The organism is Nocardia noduli (assembly GCF_019038455.1).
Lineage (GTDB): Bacteria > Actinomycetota > Actinomycetes > Mycobacteriales > Mycobacteriaceae > Nocardia > Nocardia noduli.
Genome location: NZ_JAFMPL010000042.1, coordinates 1 through 19,835 on the forward strand (window position 1 = coordinate 1; position 19,835 = coordinate 19,835).

Below are 19,835 nucleotides of genomic sequence, written 5' to 3' on the forward strand. Positions count from 1 at the left end.
GCTATACACTCGGCTCGAGCGTGGCCCGGCCTCGGTCGGGCCGGAACATATCCGACCACCGAGGAGTTCTGTCAGAACATGACCACCAGGCTCGAGCACAATGTCGCCGACACCCGTTTCGAGATCTACATCGACGACACCCTCGCCGGGTACGCCGATTACGCCGAACGGGAGGACGCGAAAGTGCGCGACTTCCACCACACCATGACCTTCCCCGAATTCCGTGGTCGCGGCGTCGCGGGAGCGGTGGTCGGGTTCGCACTCGACGAATCCCGCTCCGAGGGTTTCACCGTCATCCCCACCTGCTGGTACGTGGAGAAGTACATCGTCGAACACAACGAGTACGCCGACCTGGTGGCCTGAGCCGCCCCCGGACGGGCGGCCTGCGGACACGGATCGTCCACTCCGGAGGCGGCCTTCGCCAGGAGCGCTAGGAACGGGCAACCGGTGCCGCTGATCCGTCTCGACGAGGCGCTTCGACGGTTCGTCGCAACCGACGGCCCGGCCACGGGCACCGGGTTCGGACGAAGCGCCTCGTGAGTGGCGGAATCAGCCCTTGAGCAGGGCGCGGGACATGACGACGCGCTGGATCTGGTTGGTGCCTTCGTAGATCTGGGTGATCTTGGCGTCGCGCATCATGCGCTCGACCGGGAAGTCGGTGGTGTAACCGGCGCCGCCGAACAGTTGGACGGCGTTGGTGGTGACTTCCATGGCGACGTCGGAGGCGAAGCATTTCGCGGCGGCGGAGATGAAGCCGAGGTTCTTCTCGCCGCGTTCGGCGCGGGCGGCCGAGGTGTAGACCATCAGGCGCGCGGCCTCGATCTTCATCGCCATGTCGGCGAGCATGAACTGGGTGTTCTGGAAATCGGCGATGGCGGTGCCGAACTGCTTGCGGTCCTTGGTGTAGGTGATCGCGGCGTCCAGTGCGCCCTGGGCCAGGCCGACGGCCTGCGCGCCGATGGTCGGGCGGGTGTGGTCGAGGGTCTGCAACGCGGTCTTGAAACCGGTGCCGGGCTCGCCGACGATGCGGTCGCCCGGGACGCGGCAGTTCTCGAAGTAGAGCTCGGCGGTGGGCGAACCCTTGATGCCGAGTTTGTGCTCGAGCGGGCCGACGACGAAACCCTCGTCGTCCTTGTGGACCAGGAAGGCGGAGATGCCGTTGGCGCCCTTGTCGGCGTCGGTCACGGCCATCACGGTGTACCAGGAAGACTTGCCGCCGTTGGTGATCCAACATTTGGAGCCATTGAGGATCCAGTCGTCGCCGTCCTTGCGCGCGCGGGTGCGCATGCCCGCGGCATCCGAGCCCGCCTCACGCTCGGACAGCGCGTAGGAGGCCATCTCGCCGTTGACGATATCGGGCAGGACCTTCTGCTTCAGTTCCTCGGAACCGTTGAGGATCATGCCCATGGTGCCGAGTTTGTTGACGGCGGGGATCAGCGAGGAGGAACCGCAGACCCGCGCGACCTCTTCGATCACGATGCAGGTGGCGACCGAGTCCGCGCCCTGGCCGCCGTAGGCCTCCGGCACGTGCACCGCGTTGAACCCGGCGGCGTTCAGCGCGGTCAGCGCCTCCTCCGGGAAGCGGGCGTTGCCGTCGACGTCCTTGGCGTGCGGGGCGATTTCCTTCTCCGCGAGACCGCGGATGGCCGACCTCAGTTCGTCGTGGAAGTCCTCGAGCTTGAAGAGGTCGAAGTTCGGATTTCCCGCCATGGGGGCACTCTCCTGGTCTGTGGTCTCGATCGCTGCGTTGGGCAGAGTATCCGTAATCGGCACTCAGTGCCACATTGCGATCGAGTATACGCCGCAAGTTCCACACCACATGGGGATACTCGATGGCACTGGGTGTCAGTTGACGAGCCGAGCGACGCGGGTTCGCCAGGTCACAGCGTACCGAGTTTGCGGACGAGCAGATCGGCGACCTGCCGCAGCTGCATATCCCTCGGAAACACCGCCACCACCAGATCCTCGTCACTGTGCACCGGCCCGCGACCCCGCGGAATCGAGGCCAGTTCGATCCGCAGATCCGCCGCGCCCGCCGCCGATTCCCCGCGAACCATCCGGCGCAGCAGATAGTTGTGCGTGGCCGTCACCGCCGCCGTGAACTGCACCCTGGCCAGATCCGGCGCCTCGGGCATCCGCTCGCGCAGATAGTCGGTGAACAATCGCTCGTAGCGGAAGACCGTGACGATCTCGCGTTCGCGCAGCGCGGGCACCCGCCGCACCACCCGGTATCGCCGCGCCGCGATCTCGCGCCACTGGGTGAATCTCTCGAAGACCTCGACCACGGCCCCGCACACGGCGTCCCACGGATCACACTGCGCGGCTTCCAGATACGCGGACGCCTGCGCCAGTTGCGATTCGTGATCGGCGAAGACCACATCCTCTTTCGACCGGAACTGCCGGAAGAACGTCCGCCGCGAGATCCCCGCCGCCTCCGCGATCTCGTCGACGGTCGTCGCCTCGTACCCCTGTTCGGCGAACAACCGCAGCGCCTGATCCACCACCGTCAACCGGAACCGCGCCGCGTCGTCGTCCATCCGGGGCCGAACGCTCTCGCCAGTTGCCACCGGACCACAGTACTGGCCCCGCCGACCCGCCATCCCCGCCCGGGAGTCGGTTCGACTTTTTCGGCATCCGACGGGCTCCTCGGCTAGCCGAGGAGTTGGGCGCGCAGGGCGGCGTCCTTTTCCAGGACCATGTTTTCCAGGCTCGCCTGGAAGGTTTCCATGCGTTCGCGCAGGGCGGGGTCGGCGGTGCCGAGGATGCGGGCGGCGAGCAGGCCCGCGTTGCGGGCGCCGCCGATGGAGACGGTGGCGACCGGGACACCGGCGGGCATCTGGACGATGGACAGCAGGGAATCCATACCGTCGAGGTATTTGAGGGGGACGGGGACGCCGATCACCGGCAGGGGGGTGGCGGAGGCGACCATGCCGGGCAGGTGGGCCGCGCCGCCCGCGCCCGCGATGATCACCTTCAGGCCGCGGCCCGCGGCGTCGCGGGCGTAGTCGAGCATGCGCTGCGGGGTGCGGTGCGCGGAGACCACGCCGACCTCGAACCGGATCTCGAACTCCGCCAACGCTTCCGCCGCGGCCTCCATCGTCGGCCAGTCGGAATCGCTGCCCATGATCAGGCCGACAAGTGGATTACTCATGCGGATCCCATCCGTCGGTCCATACCGCGTGCGACATCCAGTGCGCCGCCCGCTCTGCCTGCTCCCGCACCACCGCGACGTCGTCGCCGAGCACGTTGACGTGCCCGATCTTGCGATCGCGGCGTTCGCCCTTGCCGTACATGTGCACCTTCGCCCGCGGCAATCGCGCGAACAGGTGGTGCAGTCGCTCGTCCATCGACATCCGCGGCGCCTCCGGCGCACCGAGGATATTCGCCATCACCGTCACCGGTGCGAGCGGTGCGGTATCGCCCAGCGGGTAGTCCAGCACGGCGCGCAGATGCTGTTCGAACTGACCGGTCACCGCACCGTCCATCCCCCAGTGACCGGAATTGTGCGGACGCATCGCGAGCTCGTTGACCAGCAGTTCGCCGCCATCGGTCTCGAACAGTTCGACCGCCATCACCCCGACGACGCCGAGTTCGCGCGCGAGATTCAACGCAAGCGTCTCGGCCGCCGCCCCCGAGTCCTCGGCCAGATCCGGCGCGGGCGCGATCACGACCGCGCACTGCCCGTTGCGCTGCACCGTCTCGACCACCGGCCAGGTCGCGGCCTGCCCGTAGGGCGAGCGGGCGACCATCGCCGACAGCTCGCGGCGCAACGCGACCTTCGCCTCGGCCAGCAACAGCACGCCGTTGGCCAATTGTTCGGTCACCAACGCCTCGGTCTGCGCGGCGGACTCGGGCATCCAGACACCGCGTCCGTCGTAACCGCCGCGCACGGCCTTGAGTACGAAGGGCCAGCCGTGCTCATCACCGAAACGCACCGCGTCGGCGGGTTCGGTGACGGCGGTGAAGGCCGGAATCGGGACACCGAGTTCGGCCAGTTTCGCGCGCATTGCCAGTTTGTCCTGCGCGAAGACCAGGGCCCCCGGCGGCGGCGCGACATTGACCCCTTCGGCGACGAGCGCTTCCAGATGTTCGGTCGGCACGTGTTCGTGGTCGAAGGTCAACGCGTGCGAGCCGACGGCGACCTTGCGCAGCGCGGCGAGGTCGTTGTGACTGCCGAGTACGACGTCGGAACTCACCTGGGCGGCCGGGTCGCCCGGGTTCTCGGCGAGCACGCGCAGGCATTGGCCGAGGGCGATCGCCGCCTGGTGGGTCATCCGCGCGAGCTGGCCGCCACCGACCATGGCGACGGTGGGCATCGAGGACGGATCGAAGGAACGGGGTGTCACGCTGATCAATCTTGTCATGTCAGGTGGCAATGATCGGTACCGGTACACTCGGCGCTTGTGTCATTCGTCGACGACGTGGTCAGCGTCCTCCCCCAGCCCCTCCGGGAGATCGCCTTCCGCCATCACGAGCTGATCAAATTCGCCATCGTCGGCGCCACCACTTTCATCATCGACAGCGGCATCTTCTACACGTTGAAGTGGACCGTCCTGGCCGAGAAACCGGTCACCGCCAAGATCATCTCCGGCGTCATCGCCGTCATCGCCTCCTATGTTCTCAATCGCGAGTGGTCGTTCAAGAACCGAGGCGGGCGCGAGAAACATCACGAGGCGCTGCTGTTCTTCTTCGTCAGCGCCGTCGGTGTGATCCTGAGCAATATTCCGCTGTGGATCTCCAGTTATTGGCTCGACCTGCGCCAGCCCGATGTGAGTTTCGCCGTCGAGAACGTCGCCGATTTCATCAGCGCCTTCGTCATCGGCAACCTGCTCCAGATGGCGTTCCGGTTCTGGGCCATGCGCCGCTGGGTCTTCCCGGACGAGATGAGCGAGATCGTCGAGGAGTTCGAGGAACTGCTCGAGGAAGAACATCTCGACCGCAGCTGAGGACTAACGCGGTTCGGTCACGGTGCCGACGCCCTGCCGGTTCGGCGGGGACGCGCCGAGGAAGACCGCGAACAGCGCGGGCCTGCGCCGCTGCAATTCCAACCGGCCGCCGTCGGCTTCGATCAGGGCCCTGGCCAACGCCAGCCCGACACCGGTCGAACCGCCCGCCGAGAAACCCCGGTCGAAGATGTGCGGGGCGAGTTCGTCGCGGATGCCGTCGCCCTCGTCGGCCACCTCGACGCACACCAGCGGTTCCCGAGCGTTCCCCGGCCGCACCGTCCGCACCGAGACGGTGCAGGTGCCGCCGCCGTGCATGAGGGCGTTATCGACGAGCACCGCCGCCGCCTCGCGCAACCGCGACGCGGTGATCGGCGCGCTCAGCGACTGGTCGCCGGTGAGCACCAGGGTCCGGCCCGCCTCGGTGAACGGATGTTTCCACTCCTCGACGACACCGCTCAGTTCGTCCATCACCGGAATCGGGTCGCGGTCGGCGGCGTCCTCGTCGCGGGAGGCGCGGACCAGGTCATCGATGGCCTCGGTCAGCCGGTCGACCTGGGCCATCGCCTCCTCGGCCTCGTGCACCACCTCGGGATCGGAATGCGCGGACAATTCGTCGAGCCGCAGTCGCACCGCGGTCAGTCTGCTGCGCAGCTGATGGGAGACATCGGCCACCAGCGCGTGTTCACGTTGCAGACGGCCCGCGATCTCCACGGTCGCGGAATCGAGCACATCGGAGACCCGGTCCAGTTCGGAGATGCCGTGCCTGCGCGGATCGGGACGGAAATCGCCCATGGCCAGGCGCGCGGCACGAGCGGCCACGTCCCGCAGCGGGTCGGCGACCCGGCGCGCGGTGACCACCGCGACCGCCGCCGCGGCGGCCAGCGAGACCAGCACCGCGAGCGCCACCACCGCGACGGCCTGGCGTTGCATCGCGTGCATCGGGGCGGCGGGAACCTCGAGTCGAAGCGACCCCGAAGTCCCCATCGACAGTGATTCCACCAGCGGATCATCGACCTCGGCCACGCCGACATCCAGCCGCGAGGCATTGTCCTGCGGCGTCGGATAGACGACGGTGAGTTTGCCGTCCTTGGGCACGAGCGCGCCCACCGAACGGATGTCGAGACCGCCGCGCACCATGCCGTCCTGTTGTTCCTGGCTGATCACCTCGGTGGCGATGCGGTCGAGCCGATCCTGGAGATCGTTGCGGGTGATGTCCTCCACCCACAACCAGGCGGTGTAGATGAGCGGCACGCCGAGCACCACCGTGGTGATGGTCAGCACGGTGAGCATGGAACGCAGAATTCTGCGACGCACGTCAGTCGGTGTTCAGCCGGAATCCGACACCGCGCACGGTGACGATGCGGCGTTCCGCCATCGGCCCCTCGTCGCCGATCTTGCGGCGCAACCACGACATATGCATATCCAAGGTCTTCGAACCGCGCAGTTCGGCGTCACCCCACACCTCGCGCAGGATGGTCTCGCGCGGCACCACCTGGCCCGCCCGGTCGATGAGCACCTTGAGCAGTTCGTATTCCTTGTTCGCGAGACCGATCTCGGCGCCGTTGACCAGCACCCGGCGCGCGGCCGGTTCCAGTCTGATCCCGCCGACCTCGACCGCCTCGTCACCGATACCGCTGCGCCGCAGCAATGCCCGCACCCGGGCCAGCAGTTCGGCGAGCCGGAACGGTTTTCCGACGTAGTCGTCGGCGCCCGCGTCCAGGCCGACCACGAAATCCACCTCGTCGGTGCGCGCGGTCAGCATCAGCACCGCCAGATCCGCGCCTCGGGCCCTGACCTGACGGCACACCTCGAGACCGTCCATGCCGGGCAGGCCGAGATCGAGGATCAGCAGATCGTGATTGCCCTCGAGGGCGCGGCGCAGCACGGCGGGGCCGAAACTCTCGACCGTGACGGAGTAGCCCTCCCGCCCCAGCGCCCGCGAGAGCGGCGCGGCGATGGCCTCGTCGTCTTCGGCCAGCAGTACGGCGGTCATGGTCCCAGATTACGGACAGCGGCGGTACCGACGCGCACAACCGGCACGGCCACCGTGGAATCGACGCGCGTCACGACGTCCGGCGGATCATCAGTAGTCACCGTCCGGTATGCGGCTGCCGCGCCCCTGTTCCACCTCGAAGACCTGGTGGTACAGCATGGCGTGCACACCCTGCACGTCCGGGATGTCGTCGTACTCCAACGGTTCGTCGGACGAGGACGCGATGATCAGTGTGCCGGTGCCGAGCAGACGGTCGAACAACCCGTGCCGGAACTGGACGCTCGAGATGCGGTTCATCGGGATATCGATGCCCGAATGCGTCAACACGCCCTGGCGCACGAGCACGCGTCGCTCGGTCACGATGAAATGTGTCGACTTCCAGCTGACAACCGGTGCGACGCAACGCCATCCGAGAACGGCGAGCCACAGCACCAGCACCACGATCAGCAGGATCGACCTGGTCGGCGGATCGGTGGTCCGGTAGACGAATCCGCCGGCGAAGCCCGCGACCGCGGTGGCGACCAGCAATATCACCGCGGGCCAGAACAGCATTTTCCAATGCGGATGGCGATGGAGTATCAATTGCTCGTCCGGCGCGAGCACATCCTCCGGGTAACCCATGCCGGAACCCTACCGTGTGAAGATGCCCGAACGCCTGACACCGAACCATGGCGTGCTGCACAATCTTCAGCCGCGGGGGTTGAATTCGCCTGCCCGGCGACCGGGGCGCGAGGCACAGTGGTTTCTGCTCGATATTTCCTGCTCGACTGCTCGATCCGACCGACGAATGCCGAACCAACCGTGGAGGCGCGCGTGACCAAGGATCTGACCCAGCTCGAAATCCTGCGAGAACTGCAACCGGTGGCCGAAGAGAATCTGAATCGGCACCTCTCGATCGCCAAGGACTGGCATCCGCACGACTACGTGCCGTGGGACCAGGGCCGTAACTTCGCCGCGATGGGCGGTATCGACTGGGCTCCCGAGCAATCGGCGCTGAGCGAGATCGCCCGCGTCGCGATGATCACCAATCTGCTCACCGAGGACAATCTGCCCTCCTATCACCGCGAGATCGCCCACAACTTCTCCCAGGACGGCGCGTGGGGCACCTGGGTCGGCCGCTGGACCGCCGAGGAGAACAGGCACGGCATCGTGATGCGCGACTACCTGGTCGTCACCCGCGGGGTGGATCCGGTCGCGCTGGAACAGGCCAGGATGATCCACATGACCAACGGCGTGTCCGCGCCGCCGAACTGGGGCGGCTTCCTGAGCAATGTCGCGTACGTGACGTTTCAGGAGCTGGCCACCAGGGTCAGCCACCGCAACACCGGACGCGTCTGCGACGACCCCGTCGCCGACCGGATGCTCCAGCGCATCGCCGCCGACGAGAACCTGCACATGATCTTCTATCGCAACATTTGTGGCGCGGCGCTGGATCTGGTGCCCGACCAGGCGATGGTCGCCCTCAACCTGGTGCTCACCTTCTTCATCATGCCCGGTATGGGGATGCCGAACTTCCGGCGCAACGGCGTGCTCATGGCCAAACACGGCATCTACGACCTGCGCCAGCACCTCGACGAAGTGGTGCTTCCGGTGCTGAAGAAGTGGAATATCTTCGAACGCGCGGATTTCACCGAGCGCGGCGAACAAGCGCGCGACCAGCTGGGCGCGTTCGTGCAGAAATTGGAGCAGGACGCGTCACGGTTCGAGGAACAGCGGGACCGGATGTTCGCCAGGCAGGCCGCCCGCGGAGTCGGGCAGCCTGTCTGACAACGGATCGACTGCGCGCAGCGTGCCCATCACCCGTATCGGGTGGGGGCACGTGACGCGTTGCGGGTGTTCAGTATTCGGCGCGCAAATGGGTGACGTCGCCCGCCGAGACCGCGCGATCGCCGATCACCACCCGCCCGCTGTGATCGACATCGATGGCGACACCGGTCAGCACCTCTCCTCCCGGCAATTCCGCCCGCACCTCTTTACCAAGGGTCGCGCATCGTTCGCGGTAGGCGGCGGCCAGCTCACCGACATCCCAGCCCGCGTCGCGCCATGCGGTGAACCGGCGGGCGAATTCGCGCAGGATGCTCGCGGCCAACTCGGTGCGGTCGACGGTGGAAGCGCCCGCCAGTGTCAACGAGATCGCGTGCGGCACGGGCAGTTCCGCCTCGTCCAGGCTGACGTTGAGGCCGACGCCGATGACGACGACCGGGGCCTCGCCCGCGCTGGCGACCTCGGCGAGGATGCCCGCGACCTTACGTCCGCCGATCAGTACGTCGTTGGGCCATTTGAGATTCGCGTCGACTCCCGCGGTGCCGCGCAGTGCGTCGACCACCGCGACCCCGGTGAGCAACGGCAGCCAGCCGAGTACCGAGGGATCGATCCCGCTCGGGCGCACCAGCACCGACATCGCGATCTGCGCCCGCGGCGGACTGACCCAGTTGCGGGCATGTCGCCCGCGTCCCGCTTCCTGCGCCTCGGCGATCAGCACGCTGTTGTCGGCGTCACCGCGACCGGCCCGCGCGATCAGATCGGCGTTGGTCGATCCGGTCGACTCCACCACGTCGACGCGGGAGTAGAACGGGAGCCGCGACGACTCGGCGACGCGACGACGCAGGAGTTCCGCGTCCAACGGTGGTCGATGCTGCGTCGATTCCGACGAGGGCGTGGTCACCAGGGGCACGCTACTCGGCGCGCCCCCGATAACCCGGATTCACCCGACGAGATCGAAATCCCGCCCAGGAGCCCTTTCCGCGGTATCCGGGACCGGGCCGCGCGCGCCAGTGATTTTCGCCGCCCGGGGACACCACGAACACTCGGATCTGTTGTGGGATCGCACAGTCTCGCGTGCGGACCGACCAGGGAATTCCGGGCCCCGGACCTGGGCGGAAACTGATCTAGCTGGGGTTTTTATACTGACGGGTAGCCGAGACTGGGTTACGGAGAAGTATCGGCTCTGGTTACACTCCGGACCATGACGAGTGTCCAGCAGCAGTCCGCCTCCGGTTCGGCGGACTCCCCCGATATCCACACCACCGCCGGGAAGCTGGCTGACCTGCGGAATCGGCTGGAAGAAGCGCAGCACCCGATGGGTGAGGCCGCGGTCGACAAGGTACACGCGAAGGGCAAGATGACCGCGCGCGAGCGCATCCTCGCCCTGCTCGACGAGGGTTCCTTCGTCGAACTCGACGCGCTGGCCCGCCACCGCTCCGTCAATTTCGGCCTGGACAGCAATCGCCCGCTCGGCGACGGTGTCGTCACCGGCTACGGCACCATCGACGGCCGCGACGTCTGCATCTTCAGCCAGGACGTCACCGTCTTCGGCGGCAGCCTCGGCGAGGTCTACGGCGAGAAGATCGTCAAGGTCATGGACCTGGCGCTCAAGACCGGCCGCCCGCTCGTCGGCATCAACGAGGGCGCGGGCGCGCGCATCCAGGAGGGCGTCGTCTCCCTCGGCCTGTACGGCGAGATCTTCCACCGCAACATCCAGGCCTCCGGCGTGATCCCGCAGATCTCGCTCATCATGGGCCCGGCCGCCGGTGGTCACGTCTACTCCCCCGCGCTCACCGACTTCGTGGTGATGGTCGACGGGACCAGCCAGATGTTCGTCACCGGCCCCGACGTCATCAAGACGGTCACCGGCGAGGACGTCACCATGGAGGATCTGGGCGGCGCGCACACCCACATGACCAAATCCGGTGTCGCGCACTACGTCGCCTCCGGCGAACAGGACGCCTTGGACTACGTCAAGGATCTGCTGTCCTACCTGCCGAGCAACAACCGCGCCGAAGCGCCGCGTCTGCCCGCCACCGACCCCATCAACGGGGCCATCGAGGATTCCCTCACCGACGAGGACCTCGAACTGGACACGATCATCCCCGACTCGCCGAACCAGCCGTACGACATGCACGAGGTCATCCGGCGACTGCTCGACGACGACGAATTCCTCGAGGTCCAGGCCGAGCGCGCGATGAACATCATCGTCGGCTTCGGCCGGGTCGACGGCCGCAGTGTCGGCATCGTCGCCAACCAGCCTACCCAGTTCGCGGGCTGCCTCGATATCGACGCCTCGGAGAAGGCCGCGCGCTTCGTGCGCACCTGCGACGCGTTCAACATCCCGATCATCACCCTGGTCGACGTTCCCGGCTTCCTGCCCGGTACCGGCCAGGAATACAACGGCATCATCCGGCGTGGGGCCAAGCTGCTCTACGCCTACGGCGAGGCCACTGTGGGCAAAATCACGATCATCACCCGCAAGGCCTACGGCGGCGCCTACGACGTCATGGGTTCCAAGCACATGGGCGCCGACGTGAACCTCGCCTGGCCCACCGCGCAGATCGCCGTCATGGGCGCTTCCGGCGCCGTCGGCTTCGTCTACCGCAAGCAGCTGCAAGAGGCCGCGAAGAGCGGAAACGACGTCGACGCGCTGCGTCTCGAGCTCCAGAACGAGTACGAGGACACCTTGGTGAACCCCTACGTCGCCGCCGAGCGCGGCTACGTGGACGCGGTCATCCCGCCGTCGCACACGCGCGGTCAGATCGTGTCGGCGCTGCGTCTGCTCGAGCGCAAGATGGTGACCCTGCCGCCCAAGAAGCACGGCAACATCCCGCTGTGATTGCGCGATACCCTCGGTAGGCCGCGCACACTTGTCGTAGATGATGCGATGAGTGGATCCGAGGATGACCATCACATCATCCGGAGACATCGAGCATGGGTGTACCGAGGGCTGGACGCCTGATCGAGGTAGAGAGAGGATCTGGCACTGTGACGACCGTGGCAGAAGAAGAACTGTTGACCACCGCCGAATTGGAGCTCACAGTCGACCCGATCGCGGAGGAGGTCGACGCGGTATCGGAGGCCACAGCGGCCGCCGACGGCGCGGGCGAGCAGCCGTTCATCCGCATCGTCAAGGGATCCCCCAGCGACGCCGAGATCGCCGCGCTGGTCTGTGTGTTCGCCGCCGCCGCGGCCAGCGGTGACGGGTCGGGCGCCGACCGTGGTCCGTCGGATGCCTGGGGTCGACCGACCCTGATGCACCGCGGCACGTCGCCGTTCTCCCCGTACGCCTTCCCACAGCTGTCACATCTGCGCTGACGTGACCGGGCGCGACGAGCCAACGATCGAGGTCGTGCCCTTCCGGCACGCCGTGACCGAACCGCACGCCCCCGGGGCGCGGCCGTGACGCGATTCGTTCTCGCGTCCGCGTCTCCGGCGCGCCGGGAAGTACTCCGCTCGGCGGGTATCGAACCCGTCGTCCTCGTTTCCGACGTGGACGAGGACGCCGTCGCCGCCGCACTGCCGGAGGGGACACCGCCGCACCGGGTCGTCGTCGAATTGGCAAGGGCCAAAGCCGAATCCGTCGCGGCCGGATTCCTCGCCGCCGGAACGGGTGAACTCGGCGCGGACAGCGTCGTCGTCGGCTGCGATTCGATGCTGCTTGTCGACGGCGAACTCCAAGGCAAACCGCACACCCCCGAGATCGCGCGGACGCGCTGGGCCGTCATGGCGGGCCGCAGCGCCGATCTGATCACCGGCCATTGCGTACTGCGCTTACGGGACGGTGCGATCGTGGGTTCGGCGCTGGATTGCAGCGCCACCACCGTGCATTTCGGTAAACCCGAGCCCGAGGAACTGAACGCCTACATCGACAGCGGGGAACCGTTGCGGGTCGCGGGCGCGTTCACCCTCGACGGGCGCGGCGGCTGGTTCGTCGACCGGATCGACGGCGACCCGTCGAGTGTCATCGGTATCGGACTACCACTGCTTCGCCGCCTGCTTGGCGATGTCGGTGTCGGCATCGCGCAACTGTGGGCCGCCGACACGCCCGGCTGAGGTCTGGGCCAGCGGCGGCTCGTTCAGCGGCGGGCCCTCGGCACGCCCCGGAGCCGCCGTATCGCGATTCTCCAGGGTGCGGCGCGCGGCCGTGAGTTCCAGGCGCACGACACACAGTTCCGGCTCCACGAACGGCTGCAACCGCACGTTCACCGCGCCGCGCGAACCGTTGCGATCGAGTACTTCGTTGATGAGTCCGAGATGGACTCCGCACACCACCTCGGAGTGGGTGCGCGCCAGATCGCGCAGCGGACACGCCGTCATCTTGATGAGCACCTGATCGTCGGGCTCACCCGACTGATCGCGTTCGGGCGCGAAGCCGAGTTCGGACAGCAGTGTCACGGTGACGTCCTTGGCGTCCTCCAGTGATTTCACGGGGTGATCGCCCGCGTCCAGTTTGGCGCCCCAGACCCGGCCCGCGGTGATGGCCGCCTCGGAACGACGTCGGGGATCGGGGCCGAGCTGGTCGGCGAGAACCTGGGACAATTCCTGATAGCCGACAGATCGCTGGACGGCGCTGTAACCGATACGCGGACGGCCGCGACCGCGTGGCGGCTGCTGGAATTGCCTTACCAGGGATTCCTTGGTGAGGACGTCGAGGTGAAATCGGACAGTGGTGACGTGCTGCCCGGTGATGCGAGCCAGTTCCTGGGCATCGAGAGGTTCGCTGGCGCCACGTAGGATCGCGAGCAGTCGACGTCGCGGCCAAGAATCGGACATAGCTCACCCCTCCTCCCGAGAGACTTTATCGGATGTGGGTGCGATTTATTCGCCCATTCAGCCGATTCGTGATCTGAAACGAGTTTCACTTTCGTCCCCACACTTACCATCGCCCTGCTACCCGAACCGCTGTAACCGCCCGTCTACCTCGCGTGAAGGACTCAACATCGTGCCCGTTGCTCCGGACCCACATCCCGCATTCGGTTCCTACGCACACCCACACCGACTAGTAACCACAGAGTGGCTGTCGGCAAACATAGGCACGCCGGGACTCAAGATCATCGAGTCCAACGAAGACATCCTTCTGTATGACATCGGCCACGTTCCCGGTGCGGTCAAGATCGACTGGCGGGGCGACCTGAGCGATCCGGTCGCCCGTGACTATATCGACGGCTCCCGATTCACCGAGCTGATGCGCGCGAAGGGAATCGAGCGCGAGGATACCGTGGTCATCTACGGAGACCGCAACAACGCGCAGGCGGCGCACACATTGTGGCTGTTCACGCTGTTCGGTCACCAGGATGTGCGGCTGCTCGACGGCGGACGCGAGAAATGGATCTCCGAGGAACGCGACACCACCTTCGAACCCGCCTATCCCGCCCGCGCCGAATACCCGACGGTGCGCCGCGACGACACCTCGGCCCGCGCCTTCCGCGACGACGTGCTGCTCCACCTCGGCAAGCCGATCGTCGACGTGCGCTCGCCGGGCGAGTACTCGGGCGAGGCCGACCCCGAGCCCGGGGAGGCGGCGCTGCGCGGCGGGCATATCCCGACCGCGGTCAACATCCCGTGGACCCGGTCGACGACCACGCACAGCCGGTTCCGTTCCCGCGCGGAACTGGACGAGATCTACGAGCCGCTCGACGGCCGCGACGACGTCGTCGTCTACAGCCGCGTCGGCGAACGGTCGAGCCACAGCTGGTTCGTGCTCACCTATCTGCTCGGCTACGGGACGGTCCGCAATTACGACGGCTCCTGGGCCGAATGGGGCAACTCGGTACGACTACCGATCGCCACCGGTGAGCAGCCCGGTGAGGCGCCGGTCACCCCCGCGCGACGCAGCCGACAGCGTTAACACCGAAACCGGCCGGACCAGGGCGTATCTCACATCGGAAACAGCACTGTGATCCACGACCTACTGCCCAGTAGGTACATCCGGGTTCCGCGTCTGTTGACAGACTGCCTACACTCGCCCGAGACGTTAATTGTCGACCACGGGAAATGGAGCCTGCGCAGCAACCCACCCCCGCGAAGCGACCAGAAGATTGCAAACCAGGAGGCTCAGTGCCCAGCCATGCCAGCGCGCGGATCACGAAGGTACTCGTAGCTAACAGAGGCGAGATCGCCGTGCGCGTGATCCGGGCGGCCAAGGATGCCGGAATCGGCAGTGTCGCGGTCTACGCGGAACCGGACGCCGAAGCCCCCTTCGTCAAGCTCGCCGACGAGGCGTTCGCCTTGGGCGGTCAGACCTCGGCCGAGTCGTACCTCGTCTTCGACAAGATCCTCGACGCCGCCGCCAAATCCGGCGCGGACGCCATCCACCCCGGCTACGGATTCCTCTCCGAGAACGCCGACTTCGCCCAGGCCGTCATCGACGCCGGGCTGATCTGGATCGGCCCCTCCCCGCAGTCGATTCGCGACCTCGGCGACAAGGTCACCGCCCGTCATATCGCCGAGCGGGCCAAGGCCCCGATGGCGGCGGGCACCAAGGACCCGGTCAAGAACGCCGACGAGGTCGTCGCGTTCGCCGAGGAGTACGGCGTTCCGGTCGCGATCAAGGCCGCCTTCGGCGGTGGCGGGCGCGGCATGAAGGTCGCCCACACCATCGCGGAGATCCCCGAACTCTTCGAATCGGCCACCCGCGAGGCGGTCGCCGCCTTCGGTCGCGGCGAATGCTTCGTCGAGCAGTACCTGGACAAGGCCCGCCACGTCGAGGCCCAGGTCATCGCCGACCAGCACGGCAATGTCGTGGTCGCCGGCACCCGTGACTGCTCGTTGCAGCGCCGCTTCCAGAAACTGGTCGAGGAGGCGCCCGCGCCGTTCCTCACCGACGATCAGCGCGCGCGCATCCACGCCTCGGCCAAGGCCATCTGCAAGGAGGCCGGTTACTACGGCGCGGGCACCGTGGAATACCTCGTGCAGGGCGACACCGTGTCGTTCCTCGAGGTGAACACCCGCCTCCAGGTCGAGCACCCGGTCACCGAGGAGACCGCGGGCATCGACCTGGTGCGTCAGCAGTTCCGGATCGCCGAGGGTCACGAGCTGTCCATCACCGAGGACCCGACCCCGCGCGGACACTCGTTCGAATTCCGCATCAACGGCGAGGACGCGGGCCGCGGCTTCCTGCCCGCCCCCGGCCCGGTCTCGGTGTACCGCGAGCCCACCGGCCCCGGCGTGCGCGTCGATTCCGGTGTGGTGCAGGGCAGCGTCATCGGCGGACAGTTCGACTCGATGCTGGCCAAGCTGATCGTCACCGGCGAGAACCGCACCCAGGCGCTCGAGCGGGCCCGGCGCGCGCTCGCCGAGTTCGAGGTCGAGGGTCTGGCCACGGTCATCCCGTTCCACCGGGCGATCGTCGAGGATCCGGCGTTCATCGGTGACGGCGAGAAGTTCGACGTCTACACCAAGTGGATCGAAAACGAGTGGGTCAACTCGGTCGAGCCCTACACCCCGGCCGGCGTGACCGAGGACGAGGACGACGATCTGCCGCGGCAGAAGGTCGTGGTCGAGGTCAGCGGCCGTCGCGTCGAGGTCTCGCTGCCCGGCAGCTTCTCCGTCGGTGGCGGTGCGGGCAGCAACGGCACCGGTGTCATCCGCAAGAAGCCCAAGCCGCGTAAGCGCGGTGGCGCGGGCGGTGCCGCCGCCTCCGGTGACTCGGTCACCGCGCCGATGCAGGGCACCGTGGTCAAGGTCGCCGTCGAAGAGGGCCAGTCCGTCGAGGCGGGCGATCTCATCGTGGTGCTCGAGGCCATGAAGATGGAGAACCCGGTCAACGCGCACAAGGCGGGCGTGGTCACCGGACTGTCGGTGGAGGCGGGCGCCGCCATCACCCAGGGCACGGTGCTGGCCGAGATCAAGTAGGCCGCAGGTCACAGCGAGAGCGGGCGTGGACTTCCGAGTCGACGCCCGCTTTCGCGTTTCCCTGGTTCACGAGACGGGCGCTGCGCGGTGCTCGCGTCGCTGTCGTATCGTGAGCCGGTGAGCAGTTCGTCGATCGGGCCCACCGTGGCGGAGGTGATCCGCGCCCGCCGGGATACGGCGAGCCGGGCGGACGGACACCGCTTGGTGCTCGTCATCGAAGGTGGCGGCAGCCGCGGGGTGTACGCGGGCGGCATGGTGCAGGCGCTGGAGGAACTCGGGCTCTCGGGGGTTTTCGACGCCGTGTACGGCACGTCGGCGGGGGCGTTGAACGGCGCGTGGTTCCTGTCCGGCCGGGTCGTGCCCGGGATGCGGACGTGGACCGATCCCGACATCATGCGCGGCACCGTGTATCCGGCCAGGATGTTGCGCGGACGTCCCGCTTTCGATCTGCGCTGGCTGGTACACCAGGTCTACGAGGGTATCGAGCCGATGGACTTCCCGGCGATCCTCGCCAACCCCACCACCTTCCACCCGGTCGCCACCGATATCCGCACCGGACTGGCGGTGGACCTGCATCCGCACATCGTGGACCAGGCCACCTTGCAAACCGCCCTGCGCGCCTCGGCCGGTCTGCCGATTCTGGCCGGACCGCCTGTCGCACTCGGCTCGTCGCTGTATTTCGACGGCGGTCTCGCCGAGTCGGTGCCGATCCGTCTCGCGGTCCGCGACGGCGCGACCCATTCGCTGATCCTGCGGACCCGACGCCTCGACGAACACCGACCGCCCGCCTCCCGCCTGCACCAGATCGTCGGCGGCGGCTACCTGCGACTGCGCGCTCCCGGCGCGTACCGGGCGTGGTTGGCCCGCACCGGTCAGCAGGGCGCCGAGGACCGCTTCACCGCGGCACTGACCACCGCCGCCCTCCAGATCCATCCCCCCGTCGGCTCCCCCGATATCGACAGCGCCTGCCGCGATACCGACCTGCTCACGACGGCCATCGAAATCGGTCGGCGCGCGACTCACGCCACCCTCGGCGCCATCGTCGCCGCCGCCTGAGTCGACAGGTCTACGGGCCTGCCGCGCGGACGGTCACCAGAGGAAGACCGAGACTCCGTCGGACAGGATGAAGTCGTGGAGTTCGAGGTGGTTCGGGGTCGCGTCCGAGGGGATGTCGAAGACCAATTGGGTGGTGCCGGACGCGCCGGGAGCCAGTTCGAACGAGTAGCCCTGGCCGTGTCCGAAGGTTTGCCATGCGGTAGCGGTGGTGTCGTGGTCGAGGGCGCGGGACCGGCTGTCGACGAGTTTCTGCCCGAACGGCAGGAACCATTTCGTCTCGTCGGAGATATTGCGCACCGCGAGGGTGACGATGAGGTAGGTGCCCTTCGGGGATTGCAGTCCGACGCGGTCGACGCCCGATTCGATGCCGGTCACCGCGAACTCGAATTTGCCGTCCCGGACCGCCGCGCCCGCCGGTGCGGGGCCGGAATCACCCGAACCCGATCCCGGATTCTCGTCGGCTACGGCGGGCGGACGCGCGCTGTCCGAGCCACCCGAACTGCCACCCGCGATAAGCGCGAAACACCCAGCCGCGAAGGCGAAGGGCGCCAGGAAGATCACGACCAGCGCACCGATCACCTTCCTCAGCACCCCACCGCGCCGCCGCTTCGGCACCCGGCGACGCGGTGCCGGACGCCGTGGCGGGGTCACCGGTACCGGTCCCCGTGACGGCCACCGCACCGCACCCCACTGACTCTTGGCCGCGGGCGGTCGACGCGTGTAGGGCCGCGGCACCGGCGGGGCGGGCCGGACCGGCGGGCGGAAATACGGATTCGGCTGGTACACCGCAGGAACGGGCCGATAGCTCGCGGCGAGCGCGGCACCGGCGGCCGGATCGAGGCGGGTCTCCACCCTGGTCGGCGTCGGTCCCGGCGCGGGCATCACCTTCGTCGGCTCGGGCCCCGGTGTCTCGTTCACCGGATACCGCTGCGCCGGTGTGGGATCGGCGCGCACCGGTGGCAGCGGGCGTGGGTCCACCCGCGTCGGGGTCGGCGCGTCGGTGATGAGCTCGGTCGACGGCGGGACCCGGGCGGGATCGTCCGCGGGGATTCCCGGCGGTGCTCCCGCCGACGTGGACCCGGGCGACGGGACGTCGCTCGGCGGTGGGTTCCTGTCCTCGCGCGCGGACGGGCGAGGGACACCCGCCACGCCGGATTCACCGTCCGGTCCGGGGGACCGGCCGATCGCGGCCCGTGCGGCGCGGGCGAACTCACCCGCGCTCGGGTGGCGGTCCGCCGGTTCCTTCGACATCGCGCGGGCGATGACGGCGTCGAGTGCCGGTGTGATCGTCGGGTCGACGGTCGTCGCGCGGGGTGGGGCGATCATGAGGTGCGCGTGCATCTGTTGGGCCGGGTCGGCGTCGCCGTAGGGGCGCTGCCCGGTCAGGCATTCGTAGAGCACACAGGCCAGCGAGTAGACGTCGGTGCGGGCATCGGCCCTGCCGTTGAAGCGTTCGGGAGCCATGTACGCGCAGGTGCCGATGGCGAATCCGGCCGCGGTGACGCCCGTCTGCCCCGCCCGCTGGGCGATGCCGAAGTCGATCAGATAGGTGAATCCGTCCGGTCGCACGAGAATGTTGGACGGTTTCACGTCCCGGTGGACGAGTCCGGCCCGGTGCGCGGTGTCAAGCGCCGCGGCCACCTGGGCCAGGATGTCGACGGCCTCGGGCGCGGCCATCGGGCCTCCCGCGGCCAGCCTGGCCTCCAGGTCGGTGCCCTCGATGTATTCCATATCGATGAACAGCCGACCGTCGACCTCGCCGTGCCGATGGATCGACACCAGGTGCGGATCACGCAGCGCCGTCGCGAGTTCGGCTTCCCGCTCGAAGCGGATGCGGTAGCTCGCGTCGGCGGCGAGTTCCGGCGGCAGCAGTTTCAGCGCGACCCGTCGCCCTTCCGGATCGCGCGCGAGCCAGATCTGGCCCATTCCGCCCTTGCCGAGCAGCCGTTGCAGCCGGTAGCGACCGAACCGAGCGTCGCCCATCGCGAACCTCCCAGTCACCGTTGACGTGCGCCGCTGGAGCCGATCCGGCTCGCGAATGTCCGAGCGCGCCAACGAAAGACCAGTTCACGGCATTGCCGCCGCACTCCCCGGCCCCACTTGGAGCCTAGCCCCGCCCGGGCCCGGCGAACAGCGCGAACCGTGTGACCTGCCCGACGTCGCCTCGGTCGAGCTGTCGGGGGCCGCGCTAGCCTTGCCTCGTGGACGAGAAACCG

19 protein-coding genes are annotated in these 19,835 nt (G+C 67.8%); 9 read left to right on the forward strand and 10 right to left on the reverse strand.

Annotation, left to right across the window (positions count from 1 at the left end; genetic code table 11):
- Positions 1 to 78 precede the first annotated feature (78 nt).
- Positions 79 to 363: a GNAT family N-acetyltransferase gene (locus JZ792_RS21985; protein ID WP_216912853.1), complete on the forward strand. Its 285-nt coding sequence runs from the start codon at positions 79 to 81 to the stop codon at positions 361 to 363.
- Positions 364 to 549: 186 nt separating this feature from the next.
- On the opposite strand, the gene JZ792_RS21990 is transcribed toward JZ792_RS21985, so the two are convergent.
- From JZ792_RS21990 to JZ792_RS22005, 4 genes are all read right to left on the reverse strand, one after another.
- The gene (locus JZ792_RS21990) at positions 550 to 1,710 is read right to left on the reverse strand and encodes an acyl-CoA dehydrogenase (protein WP_216912855.1); all 1,161 of its coding nucleotides are present in this window, start codon (positions 1,708 to 1,710) and stop codon (positions 550 to 552) included.
- 170 nt (positions 1,711 to 1,880) lie between these two features.
- Complete coding sequence (locus JZ792_RS21995; RefSeq protein ID WP_216912930.1) at positions 1,881 to 2,537, reverse strand: TetR/AcrR family transcriptional regulator; 657 nt, start codon at positions 2,535 to 2,537, stop codon at positions 1,881 to 1,883.
- Positions 2,538 to 2,650: 113 nt separating this feature from the next.
- On the reverse strand, positions 2,651 to 3,151 hold the full coding sequence (purE, locus tag JZ792_RS22000) for a 5-(carboxyamino)imidazole ribonucleotide mutase (protein ID WP_216912857.1): 501 nt from the start codon (positions 3,149 to 3,151) through the stop codon (positions 2,651 to 2,653).
- Positions 3,144 to 4,364, reverse strand: coding sequence for a 5-(carboxyamino)imidazole ribonucleotide synthase (locus tag JZ792_RS22005; RefSeq protein ID WP_254190154.1), 1,221 nt, complete (start codon positions 4,362 to 4,364; stop codon positions 3,144 to 3,146). The genes purE and JZ792_RS22005 overlap by 8 nt, the downstream gene beginning before the upstream one ends.
- Before the next feature lie 39 nt (positions 4,365 to 4,403).
- Here JZ792_RS22005 and JZ792_RS22010 point away from each other — a divergent pair, with 39 nt between their 5' ends.
- A complete protein-coding gene (locus JZ792_RS22010; protein WP_216912859.1) occupies positions 4,404 to 4,946 on the forward strand; it encodes a GtrA family protein in 543 nt (180 codons plus the stop codon).
- Between the two features lie 3 nt (positions 4,947 to 4,949).
- On the opposite strand, the gene JZ792_RS22015 is transcribed toward JZ792_RS22010, so the two are convergent.
- The 3 genes from JZ792_RS22015 to JZ792_RS22025 all read right to left on the reverse strand — a co-directional run bounded on the left by JZ792_RS22015 (position 4,950) and on the right by JZ792_RS22025 (position 7,560).
- Positions 4,950 to 6,260, reverse strand: coding sequence for a sensor histidine kinase (locus tag JZ792_RS22015; RefSeq protein ID WP_109529242.1), 1,311 nt, complete (start codon positions 6,258 to 6,260; stop codon positions 4,950 to 4,952).
- 1 nt (position 6,261) lies between these two features.
- Positions 6,262 to 6,939 (reverse strand): response regulator transcription factor, encoded by a 678-nt coding sequence (locus JZ792_RS22020; protein ID WP_109529243.1) that lies wholly within the window; start codon positions 6,937 to 6,939, stop codon positions 6,262 to 6,264.
- Positions 6,940 to 7,029: 90 nt separating this feature from the next.
- A complete protein-coding gene (locus JZ792_RS22025; RefSeq protein WP_216912862.1) occupies positions 7,030 to 7,560 on the reverse strand; it encodes a PH domain-containing protein in 531 nt (176 codons plus the stop codon).
- A gap of 192 nt (positions 7,561 to 7,752) precedes the next feature.
- Here JZ792_RS22025 and JZ792_RS22030 point away from each other — a divergent pair, with 192 nt between their 5' ends.
- Positions 7,753 to 8,706 (forward strand): acyl-ACP desaturase, encoded by a 954-nt coding sequence (locus tag JZ792_RS22030; protein ID WP_216912864.1) that lies wholly within the window; start codon positions 7,753 to 7,755, stop codon positions 8,704 to 8,706.
- Positions 8,707 to 8,776: 70 nt separating this feature from the next.
- On the opposite strand, the gene JZ792_RS22035 is transcribed toward JZ792_RS22030, so the two are convergent.
- On the reverse strand, positions 8,777 to 9,604 hold the full coding sequence (locus tag JZ792_RS22035; protein WP_308165395.1) for a biotin--[acetyl-CoA-carboxylase] ligase: 828 nt from the start codon (positions 9,602 to 9,604) through the stop codon (positions 8,777 to 8,779).
- A 300-nt stretch (positions 9,605 to 9,904) separates the two neighbouring features.
- On the opposite strand from JZ792_RS22035, the gene JZ792_RS22040 reads away from it, so the two are divergent.
- From JZ792_RS22040 to JZ792_RS22050, 3 genes are all read left to right on the forward strand, one after another.
- Positions 9,905 to 11,545, forward strand: coding sequence for an acyl-CoA carboxylase subunit beta (locus JZ792_RS22040; protein ID WP_216912877.1), 1,641 nt, complete (start codon positions 9,905 to 9,907; stop codon positions 11,543 to 11,545).
- Positions 11,546 to 11,694: 149 nt separating this feature from the next.
- Positions 11,695 to 12,024 (forward strand): acyl-CoA carboxylase subunit epsilon, encoded by a 330-nt coding sequence (locus JZ792_RS22045; protein ID WP_216912879.1) that lies wholly within the window; start codon positions 11,695 to 11,697, stop codon positions 12,022 to 12,024.
- Positions 12,025 to 12,108: 84 nt separating this feature from the next.
- On the forward strand, positions 12,109 to 12,762 hold the full coding sequence (locus JZ792_RS22050) for a Maf family protein (protein WP_216912881.1): 654 nt from the start codon (positions 12,109 to 12,111) through the stop codon (positions 12,760 to 12,762).
- Here the strand turns inward: JZ792_RS22050 and JZ792_RS22055 are convergent.
- Positions 12,685 to 13,482 carry a helix-turn-helix transcriptional regulator gene (locus JZ792_RS22055; protein ID WP_216912883.1) on the reverse strand — a complete coding sequence of 266 codons (798 nt, stop codon included), beginning with the start codon at positions 13,480 to 13,482 and terminating at the stop codon, positions 12,685 to 12,687. The genes JZ792_RS22050 and JZ792_RS22055 overlap by 78 nt on opposite strands.
- Before the next feature lie 169 nt (positions 13,483 to 13,651).
- On the opposite strand from JZ792_RS22055, the gene JZ792_RS22060 reads away from it, so the two are divergent.
- From JZ792_RS22060 to JZ792_RS22070, 3 genes are all read left to right on the forward strand, one after another.
- Positions 13,652 to 14,557, forward strand: a complete 906-nt coding sequence (locus JZ792_RS22060; RefSeq protein ID WP_216912885.1) for a sulfurtransferase — start codon at positions 13,652 to 13,654, stop codon at positions 14,555 to 14,557.
- A gap of 209 nt (positions 14,558 to 14,766) precedes the next feature.
- Positions 14,767 to 16,563 (forward strand): acetyl/propionyl/methylcrotonyl-CoA carboxylase subunit alpha, encoded by a 1,797-nt coding sequence (locus JZ792_RS22065; RefSeq protein WP_216912887.1) that lies wholly within the window; start codon positions 14,767 to 14,769, stop codon positions 16,561 to 16,563.
- A gap of 117 nt (positions 16,564 to 16,680) precedes the next feature.
- The gene (locus JZ792_RS22070) at positions 16,681 to 17,619 is read left to right on the forward strand and encodes a patatin-like phospholipase family protein (protein WP_216912889.1); all 939 of its coding nucleotides are present in this window, start codon (positions 16,681 to 16,683) and stop codon (positions 17,617 to 17,619) included.
- A gap of 33 nt (positions 17,620 to 17,652) precedes the next feature.
- Here JZ792_RS22070 and JZ792_RS22075 read toward each other — a convergent pair whose 3' ends face one another.
- Positions 17,653 to 19,602: a serine/threonine-protein kinase gene (locus tag JZ792_RS22075; protein ID WP_216912891.1), complete on the reverse strand. Its 1,950-nt coding sequence runs from the start codon at positions 19,600 to 19,602 to the stop codon at positions 17,653 to 17,655.
- Between the last annotated feature and the right edge of the window lie 233 nt (positions 19,603 to 19,835).

Bases quoted from the DNA above. Each gene is read 5' to 3' on its own strand.
- purE (WP_216912857.1), bottom strand. From the start codon at position 3,151: ATGAGTAATCCACTTGTCGGCCTGATCATGGGCAGCGATTCCGACTGG.
- JZ792_RS21990 (WP_216912855.1), bottom strand. From the start codon at position 1,710: ATGGCGGGAAATCCGAACTTCGACCTCTTCAAGCTCGAGGACTTCCAC.
- JZ792_RS21985 (WP_216912853.1), top strand. From the start codon at position 79: ATGACCACCAGGCTCGAGCACAATGTCGCCGACACCCGTTTCGAGATC.
- JZ792_RS22020 (WP_109529243.1), bottom strand. From the start codon at position 6,939: ATGACCGCCGTACTGCTGGCCGAAGACGACGAGGCCATCGCCGCGCCG.
- JZ792_RS22075 (WP_216912891.1), bottom strand. From the start codon at position 19,602: ATGGGCGACGCTCGGTTCGGTCGCTACCGGCTGCAACGGCTGCTCGGC.
- JZ792_RS22005 (WP_254190154.1), bottom strand. From the start codon at position 4,364: ATGACAAGATTGATCAGCGTGACACCCCGTTCCTTCGATCCGTCCTCG.
- JZ792_RS21995 (WP_216912930.1), bottom strand. From the start codon at position 2,537: ATGGACGACGACGCGGCGCGGTTCCGGTTGACGGTGGTGGATCAGGCG.
- JZ792_RS22025 (WP_216912862.1), bottom strand. From the start codon at position 7,560: ATGGGTTACCCGGAGGATGTGCTCGCGCCGGACGAGCAATTGATACTC.
- JZ792_RS22055 (WP_216912883.1), bottom strand. From the start codon at position 13,482: ATGTCCGATTCTTGGCCGCGACGTCGACTGCTCGCGATCCTACGTGGC.
- JZ792_RS22040 (WP_216912877.1), top strand. From the start codon at position 9,905: ATGACGAGTGTCCAGCAGCAGTCCGCCTCCGGTTCGGCGGACTCCCCC.